The sequence below is a fragment of the Paraburkholderia sp. GV068 genome (assembly GCF_003058125.1).
GTDB classification, from domain to species: domain Bacteria; phylum Pseudomonadota; class Gammaproteobacteria; order Burkholderiales; family Burkholderiaceae; genus Paraburkholderia; species Paraburkholderia graminis.
The window spans coordinates 69,532-91,149 of sequence record NZ_QBUB01000016.1; the positions used below are offsets into that span (position 1 = coordinate 69,532).

General features: G+C 63.8%; 20 protein-coding genes. 2 read left to right on the forward strand and 18 right to left on the reverse strand.

What is annotated here, in order from left to right:
• Window positions 1-6 precede the first annotated feature (6 nt).
• Both C8K18_RS26990 and C8K18_RS26995 read right to left on the reverse strand, forming a co-directional pair.
• Window positions 7-1,347 carry a hemolysin family protein gene (locus C8K18_RS26990; protein WP_006047614.1) on the reverse strand — a complete coding sequence of 447 codons (1,341 nt, stop codon included), beginning with the start codon at window positions 1,345-1,347 and terminating at the stop codon, window positions 7-9.
• Window positions 1,348-1,466: 119 nt separating this feature from the next.
• Window positions 1,467-2,279 (reverse strand): sensor histidine kinase KdpD, encoded by an 813-nt coding sequence (locus tag C8K18_RS26995; RefSeq protein ID WP_107710457.1) that lies wholly within the window; start codon window positions 2,277-2,279, stop codon window positions 1,467-1,469.
• Window positions 2,280-2,464: 185 nt separating this feature from the next.
• Between C8K18_RS26995 and C8K18_RS27000 the strand changes: the two genes are divergently transcribed.
• Together C8K18_RS27000 and C8K18_RS27005 are read left to right on the forward strand one after the other, a co-directional pair.
• Window positions 2,465-2,806 carry an FKBP-type peptidyl-prolyl cis-trans isomerase gene (locus tag C8K18_RS27000; protein ID WP_006047612.1) on the forward strand — a complete coding sequence of 114 codons (342 nt, stop codon included), beginning with the start codon at window positions 2,465-2,467 and terminating at the stop codon, window positions 2,804-2,806.
• A 45-nt stretch (window positions 2,807-2,851) separates the two neighbouring features.
• Window positions 2,852-3,646 (forward strand): AraC family transcriptional regulator, encoded by a 795-nt coding sequence (locus C8K18_RS27005; RefSeq protein ID WP_107710456.1) that lies wholly within the window; start codon window positions 2,852-2,854, stop codon window positions 3,644-3,646.
• A 138-nt stretch (window positions 3,647-3,784) separates the two neighbouring features.
• Here the strand turns inward: C8K18_RS27005 and C8K18_RS27010 are convergent, their stop codons facing one another.
• The 16 genes from C8K18_RS27010 to C8K18_RS27085 all read right to left on the reverse strand — a co-directional run bounded on the left by C8K18_RS27010 (window position 3,785) and on the right by C8K18_RS27085 (window position 21,618).
• Window positions 3,785-4,975 carry an O-succinylhomoserine sulfhydrylase gene (locus C8K18_RS27010; protein WP_053859688.1) on the reverse strand — a complete coding sequence of 397 codons (1,191 nt, stop codon included), beginning with the start codon at window positions 4,973-4,975 and terminating at the stop codon, window positions 3,785-3,787.
• A 317-nt stretch (window positions 4,976-5,292) separates the two neighbouring features.
• Window positions 5,293-6,843: an amidophosphoribosyltransferase gene (gene purF / locus C8K18_RS27015; RefSeq protein WP_006047609.1), complete on the reverse strand. Its 1,551-nt coding sequence runs from the start codon at window positions 6,841-6,843 to the stop codon at window positions 5,293-5,295.
• A gap of 147 nt (window positions 6,844-6,990) precedes the next feature.
• On the reverse strand, window positions 6,991-7,485 hold the full coding sequence (locus C8K18_RS27020) for a CvpA family protein (protein WP_053859689.1): 495 nt from the start codon (window positions 7,483-7,485) through the stop codon (window positions 6,991-6,993).
• Between the two features lie 8 nt (window positions 7,486-7,493).
• Window positions 7,494-8,411 (reverse strand): SPOR domain-containing protein, encoded by a 918-nt coding sequence (locus C8K18_RS27025; protein WP_107710455.1) that lies wholly within the window; start codon window positions 8,409-8,411, stop codon window positions 7,494-7,496.
• 29 nt (window positions 8,412-8,440) lie between these two features.
• Window positions 8,441-9,751 (reverse strand): bifunctional tetrahydrofolate synthase/dihydrofolate synthase, encoded by a 1,311-nt coding sequence (folC, locus tag C8K18_RS27030; RefSeq protein WP_029971420.1) that lies wholly within the window; start codon window positions 9,749-9,751, stop codon window positions 8,441-8,443.
• Window positions 9,752-9,932: 181 nt separating this feature from the next.
• Entirely contained in the window at window positions 9,933-10,805 is an 873-nt protein-coding gene (gene accD / locus C8K18_RS27035) for an acetyl-CoA carboxylase, carboxyltransferase subunit beta (RefSeq protein WP_006047605.1), read from the reverse strand.
• 79 nt (window positions 10,806-10,884) lie between these two features.
• Entirely contained in the window at window positions 10,885-11,697 is an 813-nt protein-coding gene (gene trpA, locus C8K18_RS27040) for a tryptophan synthase subunit alpha (RefSeq protein WP_107710454.1), read from the reverse strand.
• A 41-nt stretch (window positions 11,698-11,738) separates the two neighbouring features.
• The gene (locus tag C8K18_RS27045; protein WP_029971418.1) at window positions 11,739-12,650 is read right to left on the reverse strand and encodes a site-specific DNA-methyltransferase; all 912 of its coding nucleotides are present in this window, start codon (window positions 12,648-12,650) and stop codon (window positions 11,739-11,741) included.
• Window positions 12,651-12,661: 11 nt separating this feature from the next.
• Window positions 12,662-13,855 (reverse strand): tryptophan synthase subunit beta, encoded by a 1,194-nt coding sequence (trpB, locus tag C8K18_RS27050; protein WP_029971417.1) that lies wholly within the window; start codon window positions 13,853-13,855, stop codon window positions 12,662-12,664.
• Between the two features lie 56 nt (window positions 13,856-13,911).
• The gene (locus tag C8K18_RS27055) at window positions 13,912-14,631 is read right to left on the reverse strand and encodes a phosphoribosylanthranilate isomerase (RefSeq protein WP_044020329.1); all 720 of its coding nucleotides are present in this window, start codon (window positions 14,629-14,631) and stop codon (window positions 13,912-13,914) included.
• Window positions 14,628-15,440 carry a tRNA pseudouridine(38-40) synthase TruA gene (gene truA / locus C8K18_RS27060; protein WP_053859693.1) on the reverse strand — a complete coding sequence of 271 codons (813 nt, stop codon included), beginning with the start codon at window positions 15,438-15,440 and terminating at the stop codon, window positions 14,628-14,630. The genes C8K18_RS27055 and truA overlap by 4 nt, the downstream gene beginning before the upstream one ends.
• The gene (locus tag C8K18_RS27065) at window positions 15,437-17,956 is read right to left on the reverse strand and encodes a FimV/HubP family polar landmark protein (protein WP_107710453.1); all 2,520 of its coding nucleotides are present in this window, start codon (window positions 17,954-17,956) and stop codon (window positions 15,437-15,439) included. The genes truA and C8K18_RS27065 overlap by 4 nt, the downstream gene beginning before the upstream one ends.
• Window positions 17,957-18,096: 140 nt before the next feature.
• Window positions 18,097-19,218: an aspartate-semialdehyde dehydrogenase gene (gene asd, locus C8K18_RS27070; RefSeq protein ID WP_053859695.1), complete on the reverse strand. Its 1,122-nt coding sequence runs from the start codon at window positions 19,216-19,218 to the stop codon at window positions 18,097-18,099.
• 396 nt (window positions 19,219-19,614) lie between these two features.
• Entirely contained in the window at window positions 19,615-20,682 is a 1,068-nt protein-coding gene (gene leuB / locus C8K18_RS27075; RefSeq protein ID WP_029971412.1) for a 3-isopropylmalate dehydrogenase, read from the reverse strand.
• Between the two features lie 37 nt (window positions 20,683-20,719).
• Window positions 20,720-21,373 (reverse strand): 3-isopropylmalate dehydratase small subunit, encoded by a 654-nt coding sequence (gene leuD / locus C8K18_RS27080; RefSeq protein ID WP_107710452.1) that lies wholly within the window; start codon window positions 21,371-21,373, stop codon window positions 20,720-20,722.
• An 86-nt stretch (window positions 21,374-21,459) separates the two neighbouring features.
• The gene (locus tag C8K18_RS27085; protein ID WP_029971411.1) at window positions 21,460-21,618 is read right to left on the reverse strand and encodes an entericidin A/B family lipoprotein; all 159 of its coding nucleotides are present in this window, start codon (window positions 21,616-21,618) and stop codon (window positions 21,460-21,462) included.

The window sequence follows — 21,618 nt, forward strand, 5'->3', positions numbered from 1 at the left end:
CTTTCGCTAACCGCCTTCGTCGTCGAACACCTTGGGGTACACGCGCACGAGCACGATGCGCGGTCCCTTCATCTTTTTCACGACCACGTCGAAGCGGTCGAATTCGACGCGCTGCCCTTCGGTCGGCAAATCGTTGAGCGCCTGAATCACGAGGCCGCCAACGGATTCGGCCTTGCCTTCGTCGATGTCGATACCCAGTGCGCGTTCGAGCGACACGACCGGCAAGCTGCCCTTGCCCATCAACGTGCCGTCGTCCATGCGCGACCAGTCGGCGTCGCCCTGGCGGAATTCGTCGTGAATCTGGCCGACTAGCGCGCCGAGCAGATTGTCGAGCGTGAGAAAACCAATGGGCTTCGAATTCTTGTGGCCCACCAGCGCGAAATGCGGCGCGCCCTTGCGGAATCGGCGAAACAGTTCGAGTGCCGGCATATCGGGCTTCACGTATTGAACGGGCCGCGCGTAGTGCGACAGATCGTCGAGCGTACTGCCGGCATGGCGCGCGAGCAGCAAGTCCTTCAGGTGGATCATGCCGGCCACGCGTTCGCCGGACGCATCCTCGAAAAGCGGGTAGCGGCTGAAGCGATGCCGCGCGACCACCTGCATGTTTTCGCGCAATGGCAGATCGACACGCAGGCCGATCATTTCGTAGGCCGGACGCATCAGGTCCGACACCGTCATGCGCGAAAAATCCAGCGAATGCGCGATGGTGTTCCACTCGTCCTGACTGTACGCGTCTTCCGGCGCGCCGCGCTCCGACGCGACATTGCGGCGGCTGCGCAGGATGAGCTTCAGTTCGTCGGTCGAATAATGCGAGTCGTGCGCATGCTCCGCGTGCAGGCCGGCGAGTTTGAGGACCGCGTTCGCGCTCGTGTTGAGCAGCCAGATCGCCGGATACATCGCCCAATAAAAACCATAGAGCGGCGTGGCGGCCCATAGCGAGACCTTTTCCGCTTCGCGAATTGCGAGCGACTTCGGCGCGAGTTCGCCGACCACGATATGCAGAAACGAAATGCACGAAAACGCGAAGAACAGCGAAATGCCGTGAATCAACTGCTCGGACTGCACACCGGCGATGCTGAAGAGCGGCGTCAGCAGTTCGGCAAACGCGGGCTCGCCGATCCAGCCAAGCCCGAGCGAGGCGAGCGTAATGCCCAACTGACACGCGGACAGATACGCGTCGAGGCGGCCATGCACCTTGGCGAGCAGGCGCCCGCGCATGCCGTGGTGTTCGGCGAGACTGCGCACGCGCGTCTGCCGTAACTTGACCAGGCCGAATTCGGCGGCAACGAAGAAACCGTTGAGGGCGACGAGAAGCAATGCCCCGAGAAGGGCGACAACCTGGATCAAAGCGGCGGGCTCCGGCAACAAAAGTTGTCAGTATAGAGGGTGAAAGCTCGTCGAAAAGTTAATCGCCGATGACGCGTGCCATGAGTAAGTGCCGTAAGCGCCGTAAGCGCTGCAAGCGTTCATCGCGCTGCCGGGGCGCTCAACGGAACGCGCAACGACAGGGTGGCGGGAGCGGCGTCGGTGGCGTCCTGTTGCTCGAAGCCGCCGCCATGCGCTTCCGCGACGCGCTTGCACAGCGCGAGCACCCACGCGATGCGATTGGCTTCGCGCGACTCGCGAGCCTGCTTCCGCGCAAACGCTTCGAGCAGATGAGGCAGCGACGCATCGACCAGCGCGGCGCTCGCCTCGTACGTGACCGCGGCATGCCAGGCCGTTGCATCCGCACGCGCTTCAAGCGTGACAGCCGAGTCTTGCGCGCTCGATTCGACCGCAAAGGTGAGCATCATCCATAACGCGGCGGCGAGGCGCTCGCGGTCGCCATTCAGTTGCTCGGTGCCGAGTTGAGAATTGACGACGACTTCGACGCCGCGCGTGCGCGCGAGGCCCGAGCGCACTTCTTCCGCGGTTTCGTCCAGCAGCGGATGCAGCGGAAACGGTGCATACGCGAGCGCGAGCGATTTCGTTTCGGCGCGCGTGGCGTCGACGACCGTTTCGAGCAACTTCACCTGTTGATCGACACCGTTGCGAATGCCGGTAACGGCACGCTGCGAATTCGGATCGTTGGGGTCGAGCTTGCGTTCCAGCACATAAGCCCAGCTATGAATAGCGTTCAACGGACCGCGCAAGTCGTGCGACACCAGGGACAACACATGGTCGCGCATGAAAAGCGCGGCTTCGGCGCGCAGATGCGCGGTGCGTTCGGATACGGCGAACGTGGAAGCCGCCGGCTGGGTCCCGGTTGCCCCGGCCGTTCCCGTTGTAGACGTTGTCACGATCGACCTCTCAGGCAATGCATCATGATTGGGAAAGTCCCATTATAGGCATGCCACCGGACGCCACCAGCCTGGCCGGATGGCTATTGCTGGCCGCAATCCGCGTGCCACGCCGCGCTGTTCGACTGGCCTGCGTCAACGCGCCTACAATGTCGGTTTTACGTTTGTGAACCAAGGAGCGACATATGTCGACTGTGACTACCGAATCCGGCTTGAAGTATGAAGACATCGTTGAAGGAACGGGCGCGGAAGCGGTTGCTGGCAAGACCGTCAGCGTGCATTACACCGGCTGGCTGACCGACGGCCAGAAGTTCGACTCGAGCAAGGATCGCAACGATCCGTTCGCGTTCGTGCTCGGCGGCGGCATGGTCATCAAGGGCTGGGACGAAGGCGTGCAAGGCATGAAGGTCGGCGGCACGCGCAAGCTGACCATTCCGCCGCAACTCGGCTACGGCGTGCGCGGCGCGGGCGGCGTGATTCCGCCGAATGCGACGCTCGTGTTCGAAGTCGAACTGCTCGACGTTTGAGGCTTCGGCCATCCGTTTCGCCGCTGGTCTGTTGCCTGATTTTCGATGACGCACGCCGCCGTTACCGCACCTAGCGTTTCGCTGCGCCGCTTCGGCGCGTCGCAGGCGTCGGACGTGCACGACTTCCACCAGGTCGTGCTCGGACTCGACGGCGCGATGGTGATGGCGGTGGACGGCGTCGCGCAACGAATCGACGCGCGCTGCGCGTGGCTGATTCCAGCAGGCGCGCGGCACGATTACGCGGGGCTCGGCGAAAACCGGCAGTTGGTGCTGGACTTGCCGGCCGCGACGCTCGCCGTGCCCGAGCGATTGTTCGACCGGGCACGGGCTGTTATCGTCGATGCACCGTTTACCGAACTCGTGCAGCGCATTGCGTCACACGCGGCGCAGGGCGTGGACGACACGCACGACGCGCCGGCGGACGATCTCGATGTGCGGCGTTTTCATTGGGACGCGGCTGCGCGCCTCGGCGCAGCGTTGATTGCCGGCGCCGGCATCCAAGGCGCGGAAGCGCCCGCGGCCGGGCTCGACTTCGCGCGGATCGACCGCTGGTTGCGCGCGCATCTGTCCGAACCGCTGCGTATTGCCGACCTTGCCGCGCATTGCGGCTTCGGCATGCGGCGCTTCCATCAACTTTTTATCGACGCGTTCGGCGAAACGCCGCATCGCTATTTGCAGCGGCTGCGGCTCGATACGTCGCTCACGCTGCTCGCCGATCCGCGGCTTTCGCTGGCGGACATCGCGCTCGACATCGGTTTCGGCGATCAGAGCGCTTATACGCACGCATTCACGCGACGGTTCGGGTTAGCGCCTGGGCAATGGCGGGCGTTGCGGCATTGACGATTTTGGGTCGAGGGCGTTGAGCTTCAGACGCTTCAGGCGCTGCCGCATCGACGCATCAAACCTTGCCGCATAAAAAAGCGCGCTGGCCAATAAGCTCAGCGCGCTATGTACCTACTCTTTGCGATAACTCAGCACTCAGCCTGCGAGGCCGCGCTCCAGATCGGCGCGAATATCCGCCGGATTCTCCAATCCCACCGCGAGACGAATCAGACCCTCGGTGATGCCGGCCGCTTCTCGTGCTTCGGGCGTCACGCGGCCATGCGTTGTCGTCGCCGGATGCGTGATGGTCGTGCGCGTGTCGCCGAGGTTGCCCGTGATCGAGCAAATCTTCGTGCTGTCGATCACGCGCCACGCGTTCGCGCGCATCTGCTCGGGCGTGTCGCCCTTCAACTCGAACGAAACGATCGCGCCGCCCGCCTTCTGCTGACGCATCGCGAGCGCGTGTTGCGGATGCGATTCGAGACCGGGATAGAACACGCGCTTCACGGCAGGATGCGAGTCGAGCCAGCGCGCGAGTTCAAGCGCATTCGCCGACTGCTTTTCGACGCGCAGCGACAACGTTTCCAGGCCCTTGAGCAGCACCCACGCGTTGAACGCGGACAGCGTCGGCCCGGCGCTGCGCACGAACGGAAAGACCTTTTCCATGATGAACTTCTTCGAGCCGACCAGCGCGCCGCCGAGCACGCGCCCCTGGCCGTCGAGGAACTTGGTGGCCGAATGCATGACCACGTCCGCGCCGAGCTTCAGCGGCTGCTGCAACGCCGGGCTGCAAAAACAGTTATCCACGACGAAGAGCGCATTCGCCGCCTTCGCGATCTTGCTGATCGCCTCGATGTCGGCAATCTCGGTCAGCGGATTCGACGGCGTTTCGAGGAAGAACATCTTCGTCTCGGGACGCACCGCGTTTTTCCACGCATCCAGATCGGTCGGATCGACAAACGTGGTCGTGATGCCGAACTTGCTGAAGATTTGCGAGAACATGCCGAGCGTCGAGCCGAACAGCGCCTGCGAGCTGACCAGATGGTCGCCGGCCTGCAGCGTGGACATCACCACCGACATGATCGCGGCCATTCCCGAAGCCGTCGCCATGCAGGCTTCGCCGCCTTCGAGCGCGGCCAGACGGTCCTGGAACATCGAGACGGTCGGGTTCGTGAAACGCGAGTACGTGTAATAGTCCTCGGACTTCTTGAAGCGCTCGGCCGCGTCCGCGGCACTCGCGAAGACGAAGCTCGAAGTGAGGAAGATCGCTTCGGAATGCTCGTTGAAGTCGCTGCGCACCGTGCCGGAGCGGACTGCCAGCGTATCGAAGTTCAGGGAGTCGTCCATAGTCGTTGTGGTTTCCAAAGTTCCATGACTGCATTCGGCGCGCGGTTTGCGTCATGCAACCAGACCGCGTGGTCGAACGGCAGTAACAAAAAAGCCCGCTTTGCGCCGGCGCTTTTTGCGTCGGTACAAACGGGCTTCATGTGCGGGGAAAGCTGGAGCGGAGGCGGACAAGTGCGGCTTTTCCACCATTCGCTTTAGCTGTTTCGGGTTGCCCCGCGTCCGCAAGCTGAGATCAAATCGACGCAAGCCATCATGCTAACACGCTCGCGGCGCGGCGTGCAGCGACGCACGCGATGCCGCGAACGCGCGGTCGGCATTTAACCTACCGACAACTGCAAGTGCAACTGCGAGCGAGCGGGACCGCCGCCGTCGATGGCTTCGCTCGCGGCGTCGCGATCCGATTGCGACGACGGCGCAAGGCGCGCGGTTTCGATGCGGTCGAGATACTCGGTCGTCACGTCGCCGGTCACGTAGTTGCCGTCGAAGCATGAAGCCTCGAACTCCTTCAGCGCCGGATTGATGTCGCGCACGGCCTGCTTGAGGGCGTCGACGTCCTGATACACGAGATGATCCGCGCCGATCATGCGCGCGACTTCTTCGTCCGAGCGGCCATGCGCGACCAGTTCGCCGCGCGTCGGCATGTCGATACCGTAGACGTTCGGGAACTTCACCGGCGGCGCCGCCGAAGCGAAGATCACCTTGTTCGCGCCGGCATCGCGCGCCATCTGCACGATTTCATGCGAGGTGGTACCGCGCACGATCGAGTCGTCGACGATCAGCACGTTCTTGCCCTTGAACTCGATGCCCATTGCGTTGAGCTTCTGGCGCACCGACTTCTTGCGCACCGCCTGGCCCGGCATGATGAAGGTGCGGCCCACGTAACGGTTCTTGAAGAAGCCTTCGCGATACTCGACGCCCAGCTTCTTCGCGACCTGCATCGCGGCCGGACGGGACGAATCGGGAATCGGCATGACGACGTCGATCGCGACATCGGGCAGTTCGCGCCTGATTTTCTCGGCGAGGTAATCGCCCATGCGCAGACGCACGTTATAAACCGGCACGCCGTCGAGCACCGAGTCCGGACGCGCGAGATACACGAGTTCGAAAATGCACGGGTTCAGGCTCGGGCTCGTCGCGCATTGCTGCGAATGCAGGTTGCCGTCGAGGTCGATAAACACCGCTTCGCCCGGCGCCACGTCGCGTACGAATTCGAAGCCGATACCTTCGATCGCCACCGACTCCGACGCCAGAATCCATTCGACGCCTTCCGCCGTCTCCTGCTTGCCGAGACACAGCGGGCGAATGCCGAACGGGTCGCGGAAAGCGAGCAGGCCGTAACCGGCGATCAGCGAAACAATCGCATACGAACCGCGCACCCGCCGATGCACGCCCGACACCGCCTTGAAGAGCGCCGCCGGATCGAGCTGCAGGCCCGAGCTCGAAAGCTGCAATTCGTGCGCGAGCACGTTGAGCATGACTTCCGTGTCGGAATTGGTGTTGATGTGGCGGCGGTCGATGCGGAACATCTCATCTTTCAACTGCTGCCAGTTGGTCAGATTGCCGTTGTGCGCGAGGATGATGCCGAACGGCGCGTTCACGTAGAACGGCTGCGCTTCTTCTTCGCTCGACGCCGAGCCGGCCGTCGGGTAACGCACCTGGCCGATGCCGGTATTGCCCGGCAGGCTGCGCATGTTGCGCGTGCGGAACACGTCGCGGACCATGCCGTTGGCCTTGTGCATGTGGAAATTGCTGCCGTTCGCTGTCGCGATGCCGGCGGCGTCCTGACCGCGGTGCTGCAAAAGCAGCAGGCTGTCATAGATCAGCTGGTTGACCGGAGAATGGGAAACTACGCCTACGATGCCGCACATGGCATGTCCTTCAAAGGTACGAAATTCGTCAGAGCGGCCGGTGCCTCGCGAAGCGCGCGCGATATGCCGCGACGGTTCGCGACATGATGACAAGGCAACCGGTTTGAGCCGGAGTCCTGCCGCGTTCCCTTTTCGCTTAACTGATCGTCACACGCGGACGTACGCAGCGAGCGTTTCCGGAAGCAGCGGTTTCATTACGTGCACGCCCTCTACCGCATATGGCCGCAGCAAGGCGTTGCGCCAGAATTCCTGTTGGGGCAGTTCGGTCAGGCCTGCGAGGGCGACCAGAATCAGCACCAGAACGACCCCTCGTACGAGGCCGAACATCAAACCGAGCGAGCGGTCCACGCCGCTCAAGCCGGAAGCCTGCACGATGCGGCTCAGGAGCGCATTCAGCACGCTCGCCACCAGCACCACGCCGATCGCCACCAGCGCGAAGGCCAACAGCCACTGGGTCAGCGCGCCGCCCGGCCACGTGGACGGGATATACGGCACGACATAACCGACGAAGCGGCAGGCAATGAAAAACGCCGCGATCCAGCCGATCAGCCCGAACACCTCGGACAAAAACCCGCGCCATGTGCCGCGCAAGGCCGACAAACCGATCACCGCCATTACAGCGTAGTCGAAGGCAGTGAACATCGCTCGCTTTACTGGCTAGCGCCGTTGTTCGTGCCCGAACCCAGACCTGCCTCGCGAACCTTCGCGATGGCGGCGCCTGCCGCCGCGCGATCCGCGAATGGTCCGGCGCGCAACAGCGTGAGCGTCGAGCCGTCAGCCTGCTTCCGATGTTCGGTATATGCGGGCACTCCCGCCGCTTTCAACTTGCTTGCCCAGTTGCGCGCATTGGCTTCGTTTGCAAAAGCGCCGAGCTGGACGGCGAAACGGTTGCCTGGCGGCGAGGCTGGCGTGCCCGAATTCGCGTCTGCACTCGCGGCGACGTTGCTTTCATCCGCGGATGGCGCGGCGGCCGTGGCATTGCTGCGGGTTGCCGGCTTGCTGGTCGGCTTGGCCGTCACGGCAGGCGCTGTCGATGTGGCGGGCGCCGGTGCCGGCGCGGTGTTCGCTGCGACGGCGGGCGCCTGAGGCTTCGTAGCAGGTTTCGCGGCGGACGCCGAAGCTGCGTTCGCGTCGGCCCGCCTGGTGTCCTTCGACGGCGCTTGCGTGGCCGGCGCGAGGCTCGAAGCGGCGAGTGCCGCGTCCGGCGTCGGATTGTCCGGCGCGACGCCAGCCTGCGTGTCGATTTCGTGCTTTGCGAGTTTCGGTGCGGGACGACTGGGAATGTCGATGGAGATGTCGTCGGTAACGGGCTTCGGATGCGAGTCGAGCACCATCGGCAGGACGACCACTGCCGCGACGACCATCGCGATGGCGCCGACAAGCCGCCGCCGCGCGCGCTGCTTTTCCGGCAACGTGGGGTCGAGCAGCATCGCATCGGCATCGACGGTGCGCTCGGTGCGGCGGGTCCGCCGCTCCACGCGCTCGCTACGGGCGGCCCGGGTGGAACTGGTGTTTGCGCCGCGCCGGCTTGGCGCGTCGTCTTTCTTGCCGAACGAGAAAATTCCCATGAATCGCTTGGTTCGAGCGTGGCGCCCGTTCAGTGTTGCTGCGATTTACGGTAGGCCATCACGCCTGCTACCGTATAGAAACTGCCGAAAACCACGATTCTATCATTCTCTGACGCCCGCTTTAGCGCATCTTGGTACGCGTCGGCGGGGTTGGCGTAACGCGTGACGCTGCTGTCGGCGCTGTCTTCCACGCCCTGCTCGCGCAACGCGGCTTCCAGTTGCCCGGCCGAGGCCGCTCGCGGCGTGGGCAGATCGGTCACGCACCAGTGATCGATTTCGCCCTTCAGATGCGCGAGCACGCCGGCGATGTCTTTATCGCCCATCATGCCGAACACGCCGTAGGTGTACGGAAAAAAGCCCATATTGCCGAGATTCTGGCCCAGCACCGCGGCCGCGTGCGGATTGTGGCCGACGTCCAGCACGACCGCCGGCTTGCCCGGCAGGACCTGGAAACGGCCAGGCAACTCGACGTTCGCGAGCCCAAGCCGGATATCCTGGGCCGAAACCGGCAGGCGATCACGCAGCGCCTCGAGTCCGGCCAATGCAGCGGACGTGTTGATCAATTGATTCGCGCCGCGCAACGCCGGATAGGCAAGCGCCGAGCGCCGCAGCGTCGGGCCGACGTAATTCCATTGCTGACGCTCGCTGCCGGCCTGGCCTTCGTAGCGGAAATCGCGGCCAAATAGCCACAGTTCAGCGCCGATCTGCTCCGCGTGGTCGATCAGCGTTTGCGGCGGCACCGGGTCCGCGCAGATCGCCGGCTTGCCGGGGCGGAAAATGCCCGCCTTTTCGAGCGCAATCTTCTCGCGCGTGTCGCCGAGATATTCGGTGTGATCGATGTCGATACTGGTGATGATCGCGCAGTCGGTGTCGAGAATATTGACGGCGTCAAGGCGCCCGCCGAGGCCCACTTCGAAGATCACCGCGTCCAGTCCGCGCGACGCGAACAGGCTCATGATCGCGAGCGTCGTGAATTCGAAATACGTTAGCGACACCGGTTGGGCGAGGCTTGAACGCGCGGCCTCGACCTTCTCGAAGTGCTCGAGCAGATCGGCGTCGCTCGCCATCTGGCCGTTGATCCGCGCGCGCTCGTTGAACGACAGCAAATGCGGCGACGTGTGACAGCCCACCGTGAAACCGGCGCGCAGCAGGATCGATTCAAGAATCGCGCAGGTCGAGCCCTTGCCGTTCGTCCCGCCAACCGTGATGACCGGGCACGCAAACGAGAACTGCATCGCGTCGCGAACCTGGCTGATCCGCGCGAGACCCATGTCGATGCCGACCGGATGCGCGGATTCGAGATGCGTGAGCCACGCGTCGAGGGTGGGGAATGTGGTCATCGGGTGAATCGCGAGAAAATCATTGAGCGGTGTGGCAAACATGCGCGGCGCAGCGCCTCGCGCAGTATGTGAGACCGTGATTATCCCGGAAATGACAGCGCGCCGCTTGATTGCTCAAGCGGCGCGCTGTTTTTTTGCGTTTTCCCCGACGACGAAGACGTTTGTCGTTGGCCTTCGTAGCTTACGCGACGGCGTCCGCCGGTTGATGGCTCAACAGCGCCATCAATTGAGCGAGTTCCTCGCGCAGCTTGCGGCGGTCCACGATCATGTCGATCGCACCCTTCGTCAGCAGAAACTCCGCGCGCTGGAAGCCTTCAGGCAGCTTTTCGCGCACGGTCTGTTCGATCACGCGCGGGCCGGCGAAGCCGATCAGCGCCTTGGGTTCGGCGATCACGACGTCGCCGAGAAACGCGAAACTCGCGGACACGCCGCCCATGGTCGGATCGGTCAGCACCGAGATGAACGGCAGCTTGGCCTCGGCCAGCTTCGTCAACATCGCCGTGGTCTTGGCCATTTGCATCAGCGAGAGCAGGCTTTCCTGCATCCGCGCGCCGCCCGATGCGGTGAAGCAGATAAACGGCACCTTTTGCTCGAGCGCGTTCTGCGCGCCGCGCGCAAAGCGCTCGCCAACCACCGAGCCCATCGAGCCGCCCATGAACGAGAACTCGAAGCAGGCCACGACGACCGGCAATGTGTGAATCGCGCCGCCCATGACAACCATCGCGTCGGTTTCGTCGGTGTCGTCCATCGCCTCTTTCAGGCGGTCCGGGTACTTGCGGCTGTCCTTGAACTTGAGCGCGTCGACCGGAACGATCTCCTGGCCGATTTCATAGCGTCCTTCCGGGTCCAGCAGGCCGTCGAGCCGCTCGCGCGCGCCAATGCGCATGTGGTGGTCGCACTTCGGGCAAACATGCAGATTCGCCTCGACGTCGTTGCGATACAGCACGGCTTCGCACGACGGGCACTTGATCCACAGGCCTTCCGGAATCCCCTTGCGGCTCTTCGGGTCGGTTTGTTTGATTTTTGGCGGCAGCAGCTTATCGAGCCAGCTCATATTGAATCCTTCTGGGGTCAACGGTTGCGCAAACGGCGGGACGAACCCGCCGCTCACACTACAGACGACAAAATCACTGTTATCGGGCAGTCGCGACGCTATCGAGCGCCTCGCGCACCTCTGCGATGAAACGCGTGAGCGTCTCGGCAGCGGTTTCGGGGGCCGCCTGCTCGAGCAATTGCACGATACGGCTACCGATCACGACGGCATCGGAAACTTCGCCCACGAGACGCGCCGTTTCCGCGTCACGGATGCCAAAACCGACGCCTACCGGTAGGGGCACGCGCGACTTGATCGCCGGGATTTTACTCGCGATGCTGGAAACGTCCAGATTTGCCGCTCCGGTCACGCCTTTCAGCGACACGTAATAGACGTAACCGCTCGCGATCTTGCCGACTTCGGCGATACGCTCGTCGGTCGACGTGGGCGCCAGCAAAAAGATCGGATCGATCCCCGCCGAACGCATCTTTTCGGCGAAGTTAGCGCATTCTTCGGGCGGATAGTCGACCACCAGCACGCCGTCGACGCCGGCTTCCTTCGCCGCCTGCGCGAAGGCTTCGGTGCCCATGCGCTCGATCGGATTGGCGTAGCCCATCAGCACGACCGGCGTCGTGTCGTTGGTTTCGCGAAAGCGTTTCACATCGGCGATCACATGGCGCAGCGACACGCCGTGTGCGAGTGCCCGCTCGGACGATTGCTGGATCACGGGGCCGTCCGCCATCGGATCGGAAAACGGCACACCGAGTTCGATGACATCCGCGCCGCCGGCGGCGAGCGCATGCATGAATTCGACCGTGCGGGCGGGGTCGGGGTCGCCGGCCGTCATGAAAGGAATCAGGCCTTTTTTGCCCTGCTCGGACAGTGCGGCGAACGTGTTCTTGATACGGGACATGGAGTTGTTCTCGATTGAGCTACTGCGCTCGGCGCGTCGCGTCATTGCACTTCGGCTTGCCGTTGCATTTTGGCTTTGGCCGGCCGACGCGCGGCGGGCGCGGCAGCAGCCGCGCTGACGCGTTCCCGCGCTATCGCGCAGTAACTTTCATTGATCTCATAGCCGACGAATTCGCGCTGCTGGCGGGCGCAAGCGACTGCGGTGGTGCCGCTGCCCATGAAAGGGTCGAGCACGCGGCCGCCCTTCGGACAACTGGCCAGCACCATTCGCTCGACAATCTCCAAAGGCTTTTGCGTGGGATGATCGACGCGTTCGGCGTGTTGCCGATGCAGCCTCGATACAGACCAGACGTCCTTCGGATTATAGCCAAGCTCCAGCCACTTACTGCCTTCGAACAATTTACGCGAACGCGCCTTCTTCGTGACGGCATCGTACGGGATGCGGACGGGATCGAGGTCGAAGTAATAATCTTTCGACACCGCGAAGAAACCGATGTTGTCGTGCACCGAGGTAAATCGGCGCGTCGTTCCGCCCATGCTCGGCACGCGCCGGTCCCAGATGATTTCGTTGATCATCGTGAGCTTTGTCTTCAGGAAGCTGAAGATTTCCGGCGCGTACTGCCAGGTGCAGAAGATGTAGAGCGAGCCCGACGGCTTGAGCTTCGGGATAGCCAGCTCGAGCCAGCCACGCGTCCAGGCGAGGAAGTCGTCGCCGGTGCGCATGTCGGAGTCGTTGCCGTAGTCCTTGCCGAGCCCATATGGCGGGTCGCAAAGAATCAGGTCGATCGACGCGTCGGGAATATTCGCTACATCGGTCAAGAAATCGCGGTTCAACAACTGGATGCCCGCGGGCACCTGCGGCAACAGCAGCGCAGGCGCCTCGGGCGCCAGAAGCTCGCCGGCCGGCGTCGTTTCACTGGTCGCCGGCTGCGGCTCGTCGAACTCGTCGCGCATCGTGGCGGCGCTCAGAACTGGATGCCCGATCGCTCCGCGACCGTGTGCATGTCCTTATCGCCGCGGCCGGACAGGTTCACCAGCAGGTGCTTGTCTTTGGCCAGCGTCGGCGCGAGCTTCGTGGCGTAAGCCAGCGCGTGACTCGACTCCAGCGCCGGAATAATGCCCTCGATGCGGCAGCAGTCGTGGAACGCCTTGAGCGCTTCTTCGTCGGTGATGCCGACGTATTGCGCGCGGTTGCTCTCTTTTAGCCACGCGTGCTCGGGCCCGACGCCCGGATAGTCGAGGCCGGCGGACACCGAATGCGTCTCGATGATCTGGCCGTTCTCGTCCTGCAGCAGATACGTGCGATTGCCGTGCAGCACGCCGGGGCTGCCGCCGATCAGCGAAGCGGCGTGACGACCGGACTCGATGCCGTCGCCGGCCGCTTCGACGCCGATCAACTGCACCGAAGTGTCGTCGATATACGGATAAAAGATGCCCATCGCGTTCGAACCGCCGCCGACGCACGCAATTACCGCGTCCGGTTGCCGCCCGATGAGCTCGGGCATTTGCACCTTGCACTCGTCACCGATCACGCGCTGGAAGTCGCGCACCATCATCGGGTAAGGATGCGGCCCCGCCACCGTACCAATGATGTAGAACGTGTTTTCGACGTTGGTCACCCAGTCGCGCATGGCCTCGTTCAGCGCGTCTTTCAGCGTGCGCGAGCCCGACTCGACCGGCACCACGGTCGCGCCCAGCAGTTTCATGCGGTAGACGTTGGCGGCCTGGCGGCGCACGTCTTCGGCGCCCATGTAGACGATGCACTCCATGCCGAAACGCGCGGCGATGGTCGCGGTGGCAACGCCGTGCTGCCCGGCGCCGGTCTCAGCGATCACGCGCGGTTTGCCCATGCGCTTCGCGAGCAGCGCCTGGCCGATCACGTTATTGATCTTGTGCGCGCCGGTGTGGTTGAGGTCTTCGCGCTTCAGAAAAATCTGCGCGCCGCCGAGCATCTCGCTCCAGCGCTGCGCGTGATAAATCGGCGAAGGCCGGCCGACGAAGTACTTCAGCTCGCGCTCGTACTCGGCGACAAACTCAGGATCTTTCTGGAATTTCTCGTAGGCTGCGCGCAGCTCGTCGAGCGCGTGAACCAGCGTTTCGGCGACGAACACGCCGCCAAACTGGCCGAAATGGCCTCTTTCGTCAGGCAAGTTATACATGTGGATCACTCTTTTCGTGGCGCGCGGCGAGCTTTTTGGAGCGCCGCGCCGCGGAATCATCCGGCGTCCGCCGCGCGCACTGCGCGTACGAACGCCGCCATCCGGGCGTGATCTTTCACGCCCTTGGCGCCCGGCACTTCGATGCCGCTCGAGACATCGACCGCGTACGGGCGCACGCGATGGATCGCATCACTGACGTTTTGCGCGTTCAACCCACCACTCAAAACGGCCCGACGCGCGAGCTCTGCTGGAATAAGTGACCAATCGAAAACCTTCCCGCCGCCGCCATAGCCTTCGACGTGAGTGTCGAACAGAAAGCCATTGGCGCCTGAATAGTTGAGAGCCGATTCTACCAAATCGGCCGGTCGAGTATCCGCCGCAACGCGCAGCGCGCGCAACCAAGGCAAACCCGCAATGCCGGCGAGCGATTCGCACTGTTCAGCGGTCTCGTCGCCGTGAAATTGCAACAGCGACAGCCCGACGTTGCTGACCACTTCGCGCACCCATTCCGGCGACGGATTCACGAACAAGCCGACTACCGACACGAACGGCGGCACATCCTGCATGATTTCGACAGCCTGCGCGACGCTCACCGAGCGCGGACTTGGCGGATAGAACACGAGGCCGATGGCGTCCGCGCCCAACTCTATCGCGTGGTTGACGTCGGCCGGATTCGACAGGCCGCACAGCTTGATGCGCGTGCGCCGGGGCACGGCTTGCTGTGCGGCGCCCGTATCTGACTCTGACGCTGCTGCGAGGTTTTCAGTCGAACTCATGTGTGTGCCTGCTCGTTCCATACGGTGCTCCACGGCACGCTGCCGGTCTGCGGCGCGGGCACGTCGAAGTGCTCAGGATAGCCCACCTGCGCGAGATACAACCCGTCCGGCATGAAGGTCGGCGCCGCCGACTCGCGATCGCGGCTCGCGAGCACCTCGGCCATCCACTCGACCGGACGACGCTTCTTGCCGATATACACCAGGCATCCCATCAGGTTGCGCACCATGTGATGCAAAAACGCGTTCGCCCGGAAACGGAAATGCACGAAGTCGCCGTGCTGTTCGATGTCGATCTGATGCAGATGCTTGATCGGCGTCTTCGCCTGGCATTGCGACGAGCGGAACGCCGAAAAGTCGTGCTCGCCGATCAGATGAGCCGCCGCCGCCCGCATCGCTTCAATGTCGAGCGGCGTGTGCACCCAACCCGCCCGCGCCGCCAGCATCGGCGAACGCACCGGATGCACGTACAGCAGATAGTAATAAGTGCGCTCGAACGCGGAAAACCGCGCGTGGAACGCCTCGGGCATCGGCTTGGCCCATTGCACGGAAATCGTCTTGGGCAAAAACGTATTCGTGCCGCGGACCCATGAGACGTCGGCCCGCTCGAGTTCGGTATCGAAGTGCACGACCTGGCCGAGGCCATGCACGCCCGTATCCGTCCTGCCCGCGACGACGGTATGCACAGGCGTCTGTGCGAACTCGCGCAGCGCCCGTTCCAGTTCGTCCTGAACCGTGTTGCCATGCGGCTGCGACTGCCATCCGCAGAACGCCGATCCGTCGTACTGAATGCCTAAAGCAATGCGCTTCACGACAACGGAGCGAGCGTCGAGAGCAACGCGCGGGCATCGTTGCGCGTGGCCGGATCGTTGGCTTCGATCACTTCGTTGATCAGCGTGCGCGCGCCCGCCAGATCGCCCAGTTCGATGTACTCGGCGGCCAGATCGAGCTTGTTTCGCGCGATGCGTGCAAGATCCGCCGGCGTGAACGCGGGCAGCGGCTGCGCGGGGCTCGGCGGGAGTTCCAGGTCGAAGTCGAGCTTGAGCGCGCCGAAACCCGCTGCGCCCAAGGTGCCCGCGCCGAGACCCGCTACGGCGCCACGGCCGGCGGTGCCGGCCGCGATTTCGTCGGCGGCATGCGGCGCTTGTTCGGCGTTGGGTGGCGGCGGCACCGCTTGACGCGCGGTGGCTTCCGGCGACGCGACAGGCTGGCTGCTCAGCGACTGCGGTGCGCTCACGGTGTCGGCTGCCGATCCGACGCGCGGCGGCAACGGCATATCGAGGCTGCCGAACGCGGTGAGCGCGTCGCGCGGGAATTCCGCCGATGCGGGCGCGCGCGGCTGGTCGTGATCGACTTGGGCGCGCGTTGCCGGTGCTTCTGGGATCGACGGCTCCATCGGCTCGGGCGGCAACGGCTCGTCATCCCATTCCAGACGATGGGACACCGGCTCGGGCTCCCACGCCTCGTTGAACGGCTGAAGCGGCGCTCGCGGCAACGCGTCGGCGCCTAGTTCGGCGGCGGCGTCGAGGCTCGCGGCTGTCGTCGCGTCGTCCAGGTTGTGGCGATGTTCTTCTGATGCGAGGCCGCTTTGGTCGAAGGCAGCGCGTTGTTCCGGCGAGTGTGATTCGAAAGCCGCCGATGGTTCATGAGGCGCCGCTCGATCTGCCTGTTCCGATGCAGGCTCGTGCGCCGCTACGCGTTCAGCCGCGGGCTGCTCCGACGCGAGTTGGACTTGCCTTGCAGTTGCCTCGTCTGCTGCGGCTTGCGGGGCTGCGGTTTCCTCGCTCGGGCTAGCGCCAGTCGCGGCGTTTTCCGCTGTCGAACGCTCGGCCGCGAGGCGTGCTGCGTCGAGGTCCTGCTCAGCCGCGACGCGGTCATGCGCAGCCTCGTCGGCTGCCGCGCGTTCTGCCGCTTCGCGCTCGACGGCGCCTTGCGCAGCCGCCTGCTCCGCCGCTTCGCTCGCCTCTGCCTCGCGTGCGGTTGCGGTGCGGATTTCCGCCTCGCGCTCGGCCGCGATGCGCTCCGACATTTCGCGTGCGGCGGCGTCGCCTTCAGCCGCTTCGCGCTCCGCCTCGGCCATCGTTGCGGCGTGGCGCGCGGTCGCGGCGTCTTCGGCGTCGGCTTCGGGTTCGCGTTTGGCGATGTCAACGGGAATAGCAGCCGGAACTACCGGCGCGGCGTCATTGGCCGCCGCAGCCTTCTCGGATGCCTCCGACGCCTCCGCTCGCTGCGCGTCGGCCAAACGCTCGCGCTTGCGCCGACCGAGCCGCAACGCAGTCAGCAGCACGACCAGCGCCGCGCCGACCGCCGCGCCCACGGCGAGGTTCGTCTGCGAAAGGCCGGCCTGGTTCGACGTCGACACAGCAGCGCCCGGATGACCCGACACGACAGCCGGGGCCGATGCGCCCGCCGCCGGTTGCACGCCGCTCGCCGACGACTGCACAGCCGGCGCCGCGGGCGAGCCGCCGATGCCATGCTTCTGCAACTCCATCAGCACGCGATTCTTGAGCGCGAGCAGTTGCTGCAAGCTCGACACCTGCGCGCGCGGCTGCGATGCACCCGTGCCCGCGCTGGCGGCTTCGCTCGCTGACGGCTGCACGGACCCCGCCCACACATGCGTGCCGCTCGCGGCGGACGTCGGCTGCGCACCAGCAGCAGCCTCCGACGACGCGGCGCCGGCCCCGGCCGACGCTGCCGAACCCGCGTCCGATGCCGCATTGGCGTTGGCCTGAACCGCAGGCGCTGCCGACGGCGCAGCCTGCGTCGCGGGAGTTTCCGCCCCTGGCGCGCTCGCCGCCGCACTCACCGCCGCATTGCCTTGCGCGGCGCCGCTCGCGGCCGCCGCGACCGAAGCATTCGACGACGATCCGCTGCCAGCCGCCGGCCCCGAAGCAGCAGCCGCTGGCGTTGCACCCGCCGCCACAACCACTGCGCCCGACGCGTCCAGCGGCGGCACCGTCAGCACCGCCCCCAGACGCATGCGGCTCGGATCGTGGCCCATGAAGGCGTTCGGGTTCGCGTCGAAGACAGCGCGTGCCGCGCGTGCGAGCGTGGCGCGATCGTGTGATTGGGTGACAGCAATCGCGACATCGTTCAGCGACTGACCCGGCTTGACCGTGTATTGCCCACCCGCCGAATAAGAGGCCGACGCGGCTTGAGCCGCAGATGCCGTGGCGCCTTCGGGCGCGCTCGCGGCGTCGCCGGGCGCAGCCATCGCGCTGCCCAAACCGGCGCCCGTCAGCATCAGCGCCAAAGCGGCTGTGGCCGCGAGGCGGCCGGTACGTGGGCGCGCAAACATGGCCCGAAGGGAAGAGAGTCGAGGTTTCATCGGGACTCCTGGCGCGTCAGCGCGCGGCCCTTTTTTGCGGTTATAAAGAGACAAGATAATCGGAGCACACAAATGAAAAAAGCGCCGCGCAAGCGCGACGCTTCTTGAGTTTTCTACGCGTCGTGAGCGCGTAGTTTACTTTACTTGTCGAGCACAATGCGAAGCATGCGGCGCAGCGGCTCGGCCGCGCCCCACAGCAGCTGATCGCCGACAGTAAATGCCGACAGATATTCGCCGCCCATGGCCAGCTTGCGTACGCGGCCGACCGGCACCGTCAGCGTGCCCGTCACCACTGCCGGCGACAGATCGCGCATCGACGCTTCGCGTTCGTTCGGCACCACCTTCACCCAGTCGTTGCCCGAAGCGAGGATGCTGTTCACTTCGTCAAGCGGCACGTCCTTGTTCAGCTTGATGGTCAGCGCCTGCGAGTGGCAACGCATCGCGCCGATCCGCACGCACAGGCCGTCGACCGGGATCGAACCCGGCGTGCCCATGGCCGGCTTGCCGAGAATCTTGTTGGTTTCGGCGCCGCCCTTCCACTCTTCCTTCGACATGCCGTTGCCGAGATCCTTGTCGATCCACGGAATCAGCGAGCCGGCGAGCGGCACGCCGAAGTGATCGGTCGGCATGCTGTCGCTGTTCATCGCTTCGAGCACGCGACGGTCGATATCGAGAATCGCCGAAGCCGGGTCCGCGAGTTCGTTCTTCACCGCGCCGTGCAGCGTGCCCATTTGCGACAGCAGTTCGCGCATGTTCTGCGCGCCCGCGCCGGAGGCGGCCTGATACGTCATGGCCGTCATCCAGTCGACGAGGTTTTCGCGGAACAGGCCGCCGAGCGCCATCAGCATCAGGCTGACCGTGCAGTTACCGCCGATGAAATTCTTTTGGCCCTTGACCAGCGCGTTCTTGATCACGTCGAGATTAACCGGATCGAGAATGATGACCGCGTCGTCCTTCATGCGCAGCGACGAAGCCGCGTCGATCCAGTAGCCGTTCCAGCCGGCCGCGCGCAGCTTCGGGAACACTTCGTTCGTGTAGTCGCCGCCCTGGCAGGAGATGATTGCTTCGCACTTCTTCAGGTCGTCAATGCTTGTCGCATCTTTGAGCTTGGTCTCGTTTTTGGCGAACGACGGCGCGTTGCCGCCCGCGTTGCTGGTGCTGAAAAACACCGGTTCGATCAAGTCGAAATCGCCTTCCTGCTGCATACGCTGCATCAGGACGCTGCCGACCATGCCGCGCCAACCTACGAGACCTACGTTCATGACTTCATACCCTTCGAGTGGAAACTTCCCCGCATCTTTGCCCGCAGTGACCGCGCGGGGAAGATGAGCGGGCACGACGGACGATCAGCGTTTCGTGATCGTTTTCGGGGTAATCGTTTTAATCAGCGCTTTGGTGGTAATGGCGAGCTCAACCACACGGGCCGTTTTGCCGTGCAGTTTCGAAATCGAGGAGATTTGAGCCATCTGTGCCATCGCTACAATATACACGAAAACCGGAATCCGGCGACGTCCCTAACCGTCGCTGCCGCCCGTATTACACGCACGAATCGGCCTGTTGCAGGCCGATTCGCGTATTAAAGATCATTTTAACGACCTGATTACCGCCGACTTGAACGCGGGGCGCGGCCATCTACGCCCCACATGCACGAGCCTCTTTTACAGTGCTGCGACCACTGCGTCGCCCATCGCCACCGTGCCGACCTGCTTGCAACCCGGCGTGAGAATGTCGCCAGTGCGGTAGCCCTGTTCGAGCACCTTCTTGACCGCGTTTTCGATGCGGTCGGCCTGCTCCGCCTTGTTCAGCGAATAACGCAGCATCATGGCAGCCGACAGAATCGTCGCGAGCGGATTCGCCACGCCCTTGCCGGCGATGTCCGGCGCGGAACCGTGCGACGGCTCGTACAAGCCCTTGTTGTTCTTGTCGAGCGAGGCCGACGGCAGCATCCCGATCGAACCCGTGAGCATGGCGGCTTCGTCGGAGAGAATGTCGCCGAACATGTTGCCGGTCACGATCACGTCGAATGACTTGGGCGCCTTCACGAGCTGCATCGCGGCATTGTCGACATACATGTGCGACAACTCGACGTCCGCGTATTCCTTCGAGACGTCGATCATCACGTCTTTCCAGAACTGCGACGTTTCCAGCACATTGGCTTTATCCACCGACGTCAGCTTCTTGCCGCGCTTTTGCGCTGCCTGAAACGCGACGTGCGCGATGCGGCGCACTTCGGGCTCCGAATAACGCATGGTGTCGAAGCCTTCCTTCGCGCCCGCAAAAAGACCGTCCGGCGCCTCACGCACGCCGCGCGGCGCGCCGAAGTAAATGTCGCCGTTCAGTTCGCGCACGATCAGGATGTCGAGACCCGAAACGATCTCTTCTTTCAGCGACGAAGCGCCGGTCAATTGCGGATAGCAGATGGCCGGGCGGAAGTTCGCGAACAGTTGCAGATGCTTGCGCAGGCCGAGAATGGCCTGCTCCGGGCGCAGCGCGCGTTCGAGCTTGTCGTATTTCCAGTCGCCGACGGCGCCGAACAGGATCGCGTCGGCTTCCTTTGCGAGCGCGAGTGTCGAATCGGGCAGCGGATGACCCTTCGCCTCGTAGCCCGCGCCGCCAACCGGCGCTTCTTCCAGTTCGAACTTTTCGCCGAGCACGTTGAGAACCTTGACGGCCTCCTTGACGATTTCGGGGCCGATGCCGTCGCCCGGCAACACTGCGATCTTCATGCGAATTCCTTGGTGATTTTCTTCGAGACTTCGAGTCTTATCCGACGATGCGGTGAGCGAGCCACGGCTGCTTCGCGATGCGTTCGGCTTCGAACTGGCGGATCTTGTCGGCGTGACGCAGCGTGAGGCCGATGTCGTCGAAACCGTTCAGCAAACAGTATTTGCGGAATGCCGCCACTTCGAACGGATACTCGGCGCCGCCGTCCGCCGTGCGCACGACCTGCTTGTCGAGGTCGATGGTCAACTGAAAGCCGTTGAACGCATACGTCTCGTTGAACAGGTGATCGACTTGCTGCTCGGTCAGCACGATCGGCAACAGGCCGTTCTTGAAGCAGTTGTTATAGAAAATGTCGGCGAAACTCGGCGCGATGATCGCGCGGAAGCCGTATTGCTGAAGCGCCCACGGCGCGTGTTCGCGCGAGCTGCCGCAGCCGAAGTTCTTGCGCGCGAGCAGCACCGACGCGCCTTGATAACGCGGCTGGTTCAGCACGAAGTCGGGATTCAGCGGACGCTTCGAATTGTCCTGACCCGGCTCGCCGTGGTCGAGGTAACGCCACTCGTCGAACGCGTTCGGACCGAAGCCCGTGCGCTTGATCGACTTGAGGAATTGCTTGGGAATAATCGCGTCCGTGTCGACGTTCTCGCGATCGAGCGGCGCCACGACGCCGGTGTGTACGATGAATTTATCCATGACGCTTGCGCCTGTTTCAGGACCGGCGATGCGCGTGGCGGCACGAAAGCCGCTCGCTGCGTCGCCGGCAAAAAATCAAAAACCGGTTATTTCTCAGCGTGATTGCTGATCGAATTGCCGAGGTGCGACATGTCCTGCCCAAATCCGTGCACCGTGTTGCAGCCGGTCAGGCCGAGCAGCAACCCAGCCAGAGTACCGAGCGCGAAGCGGCGCAGTAGAGTAGTGCGATTCATGTTCTTCATCAT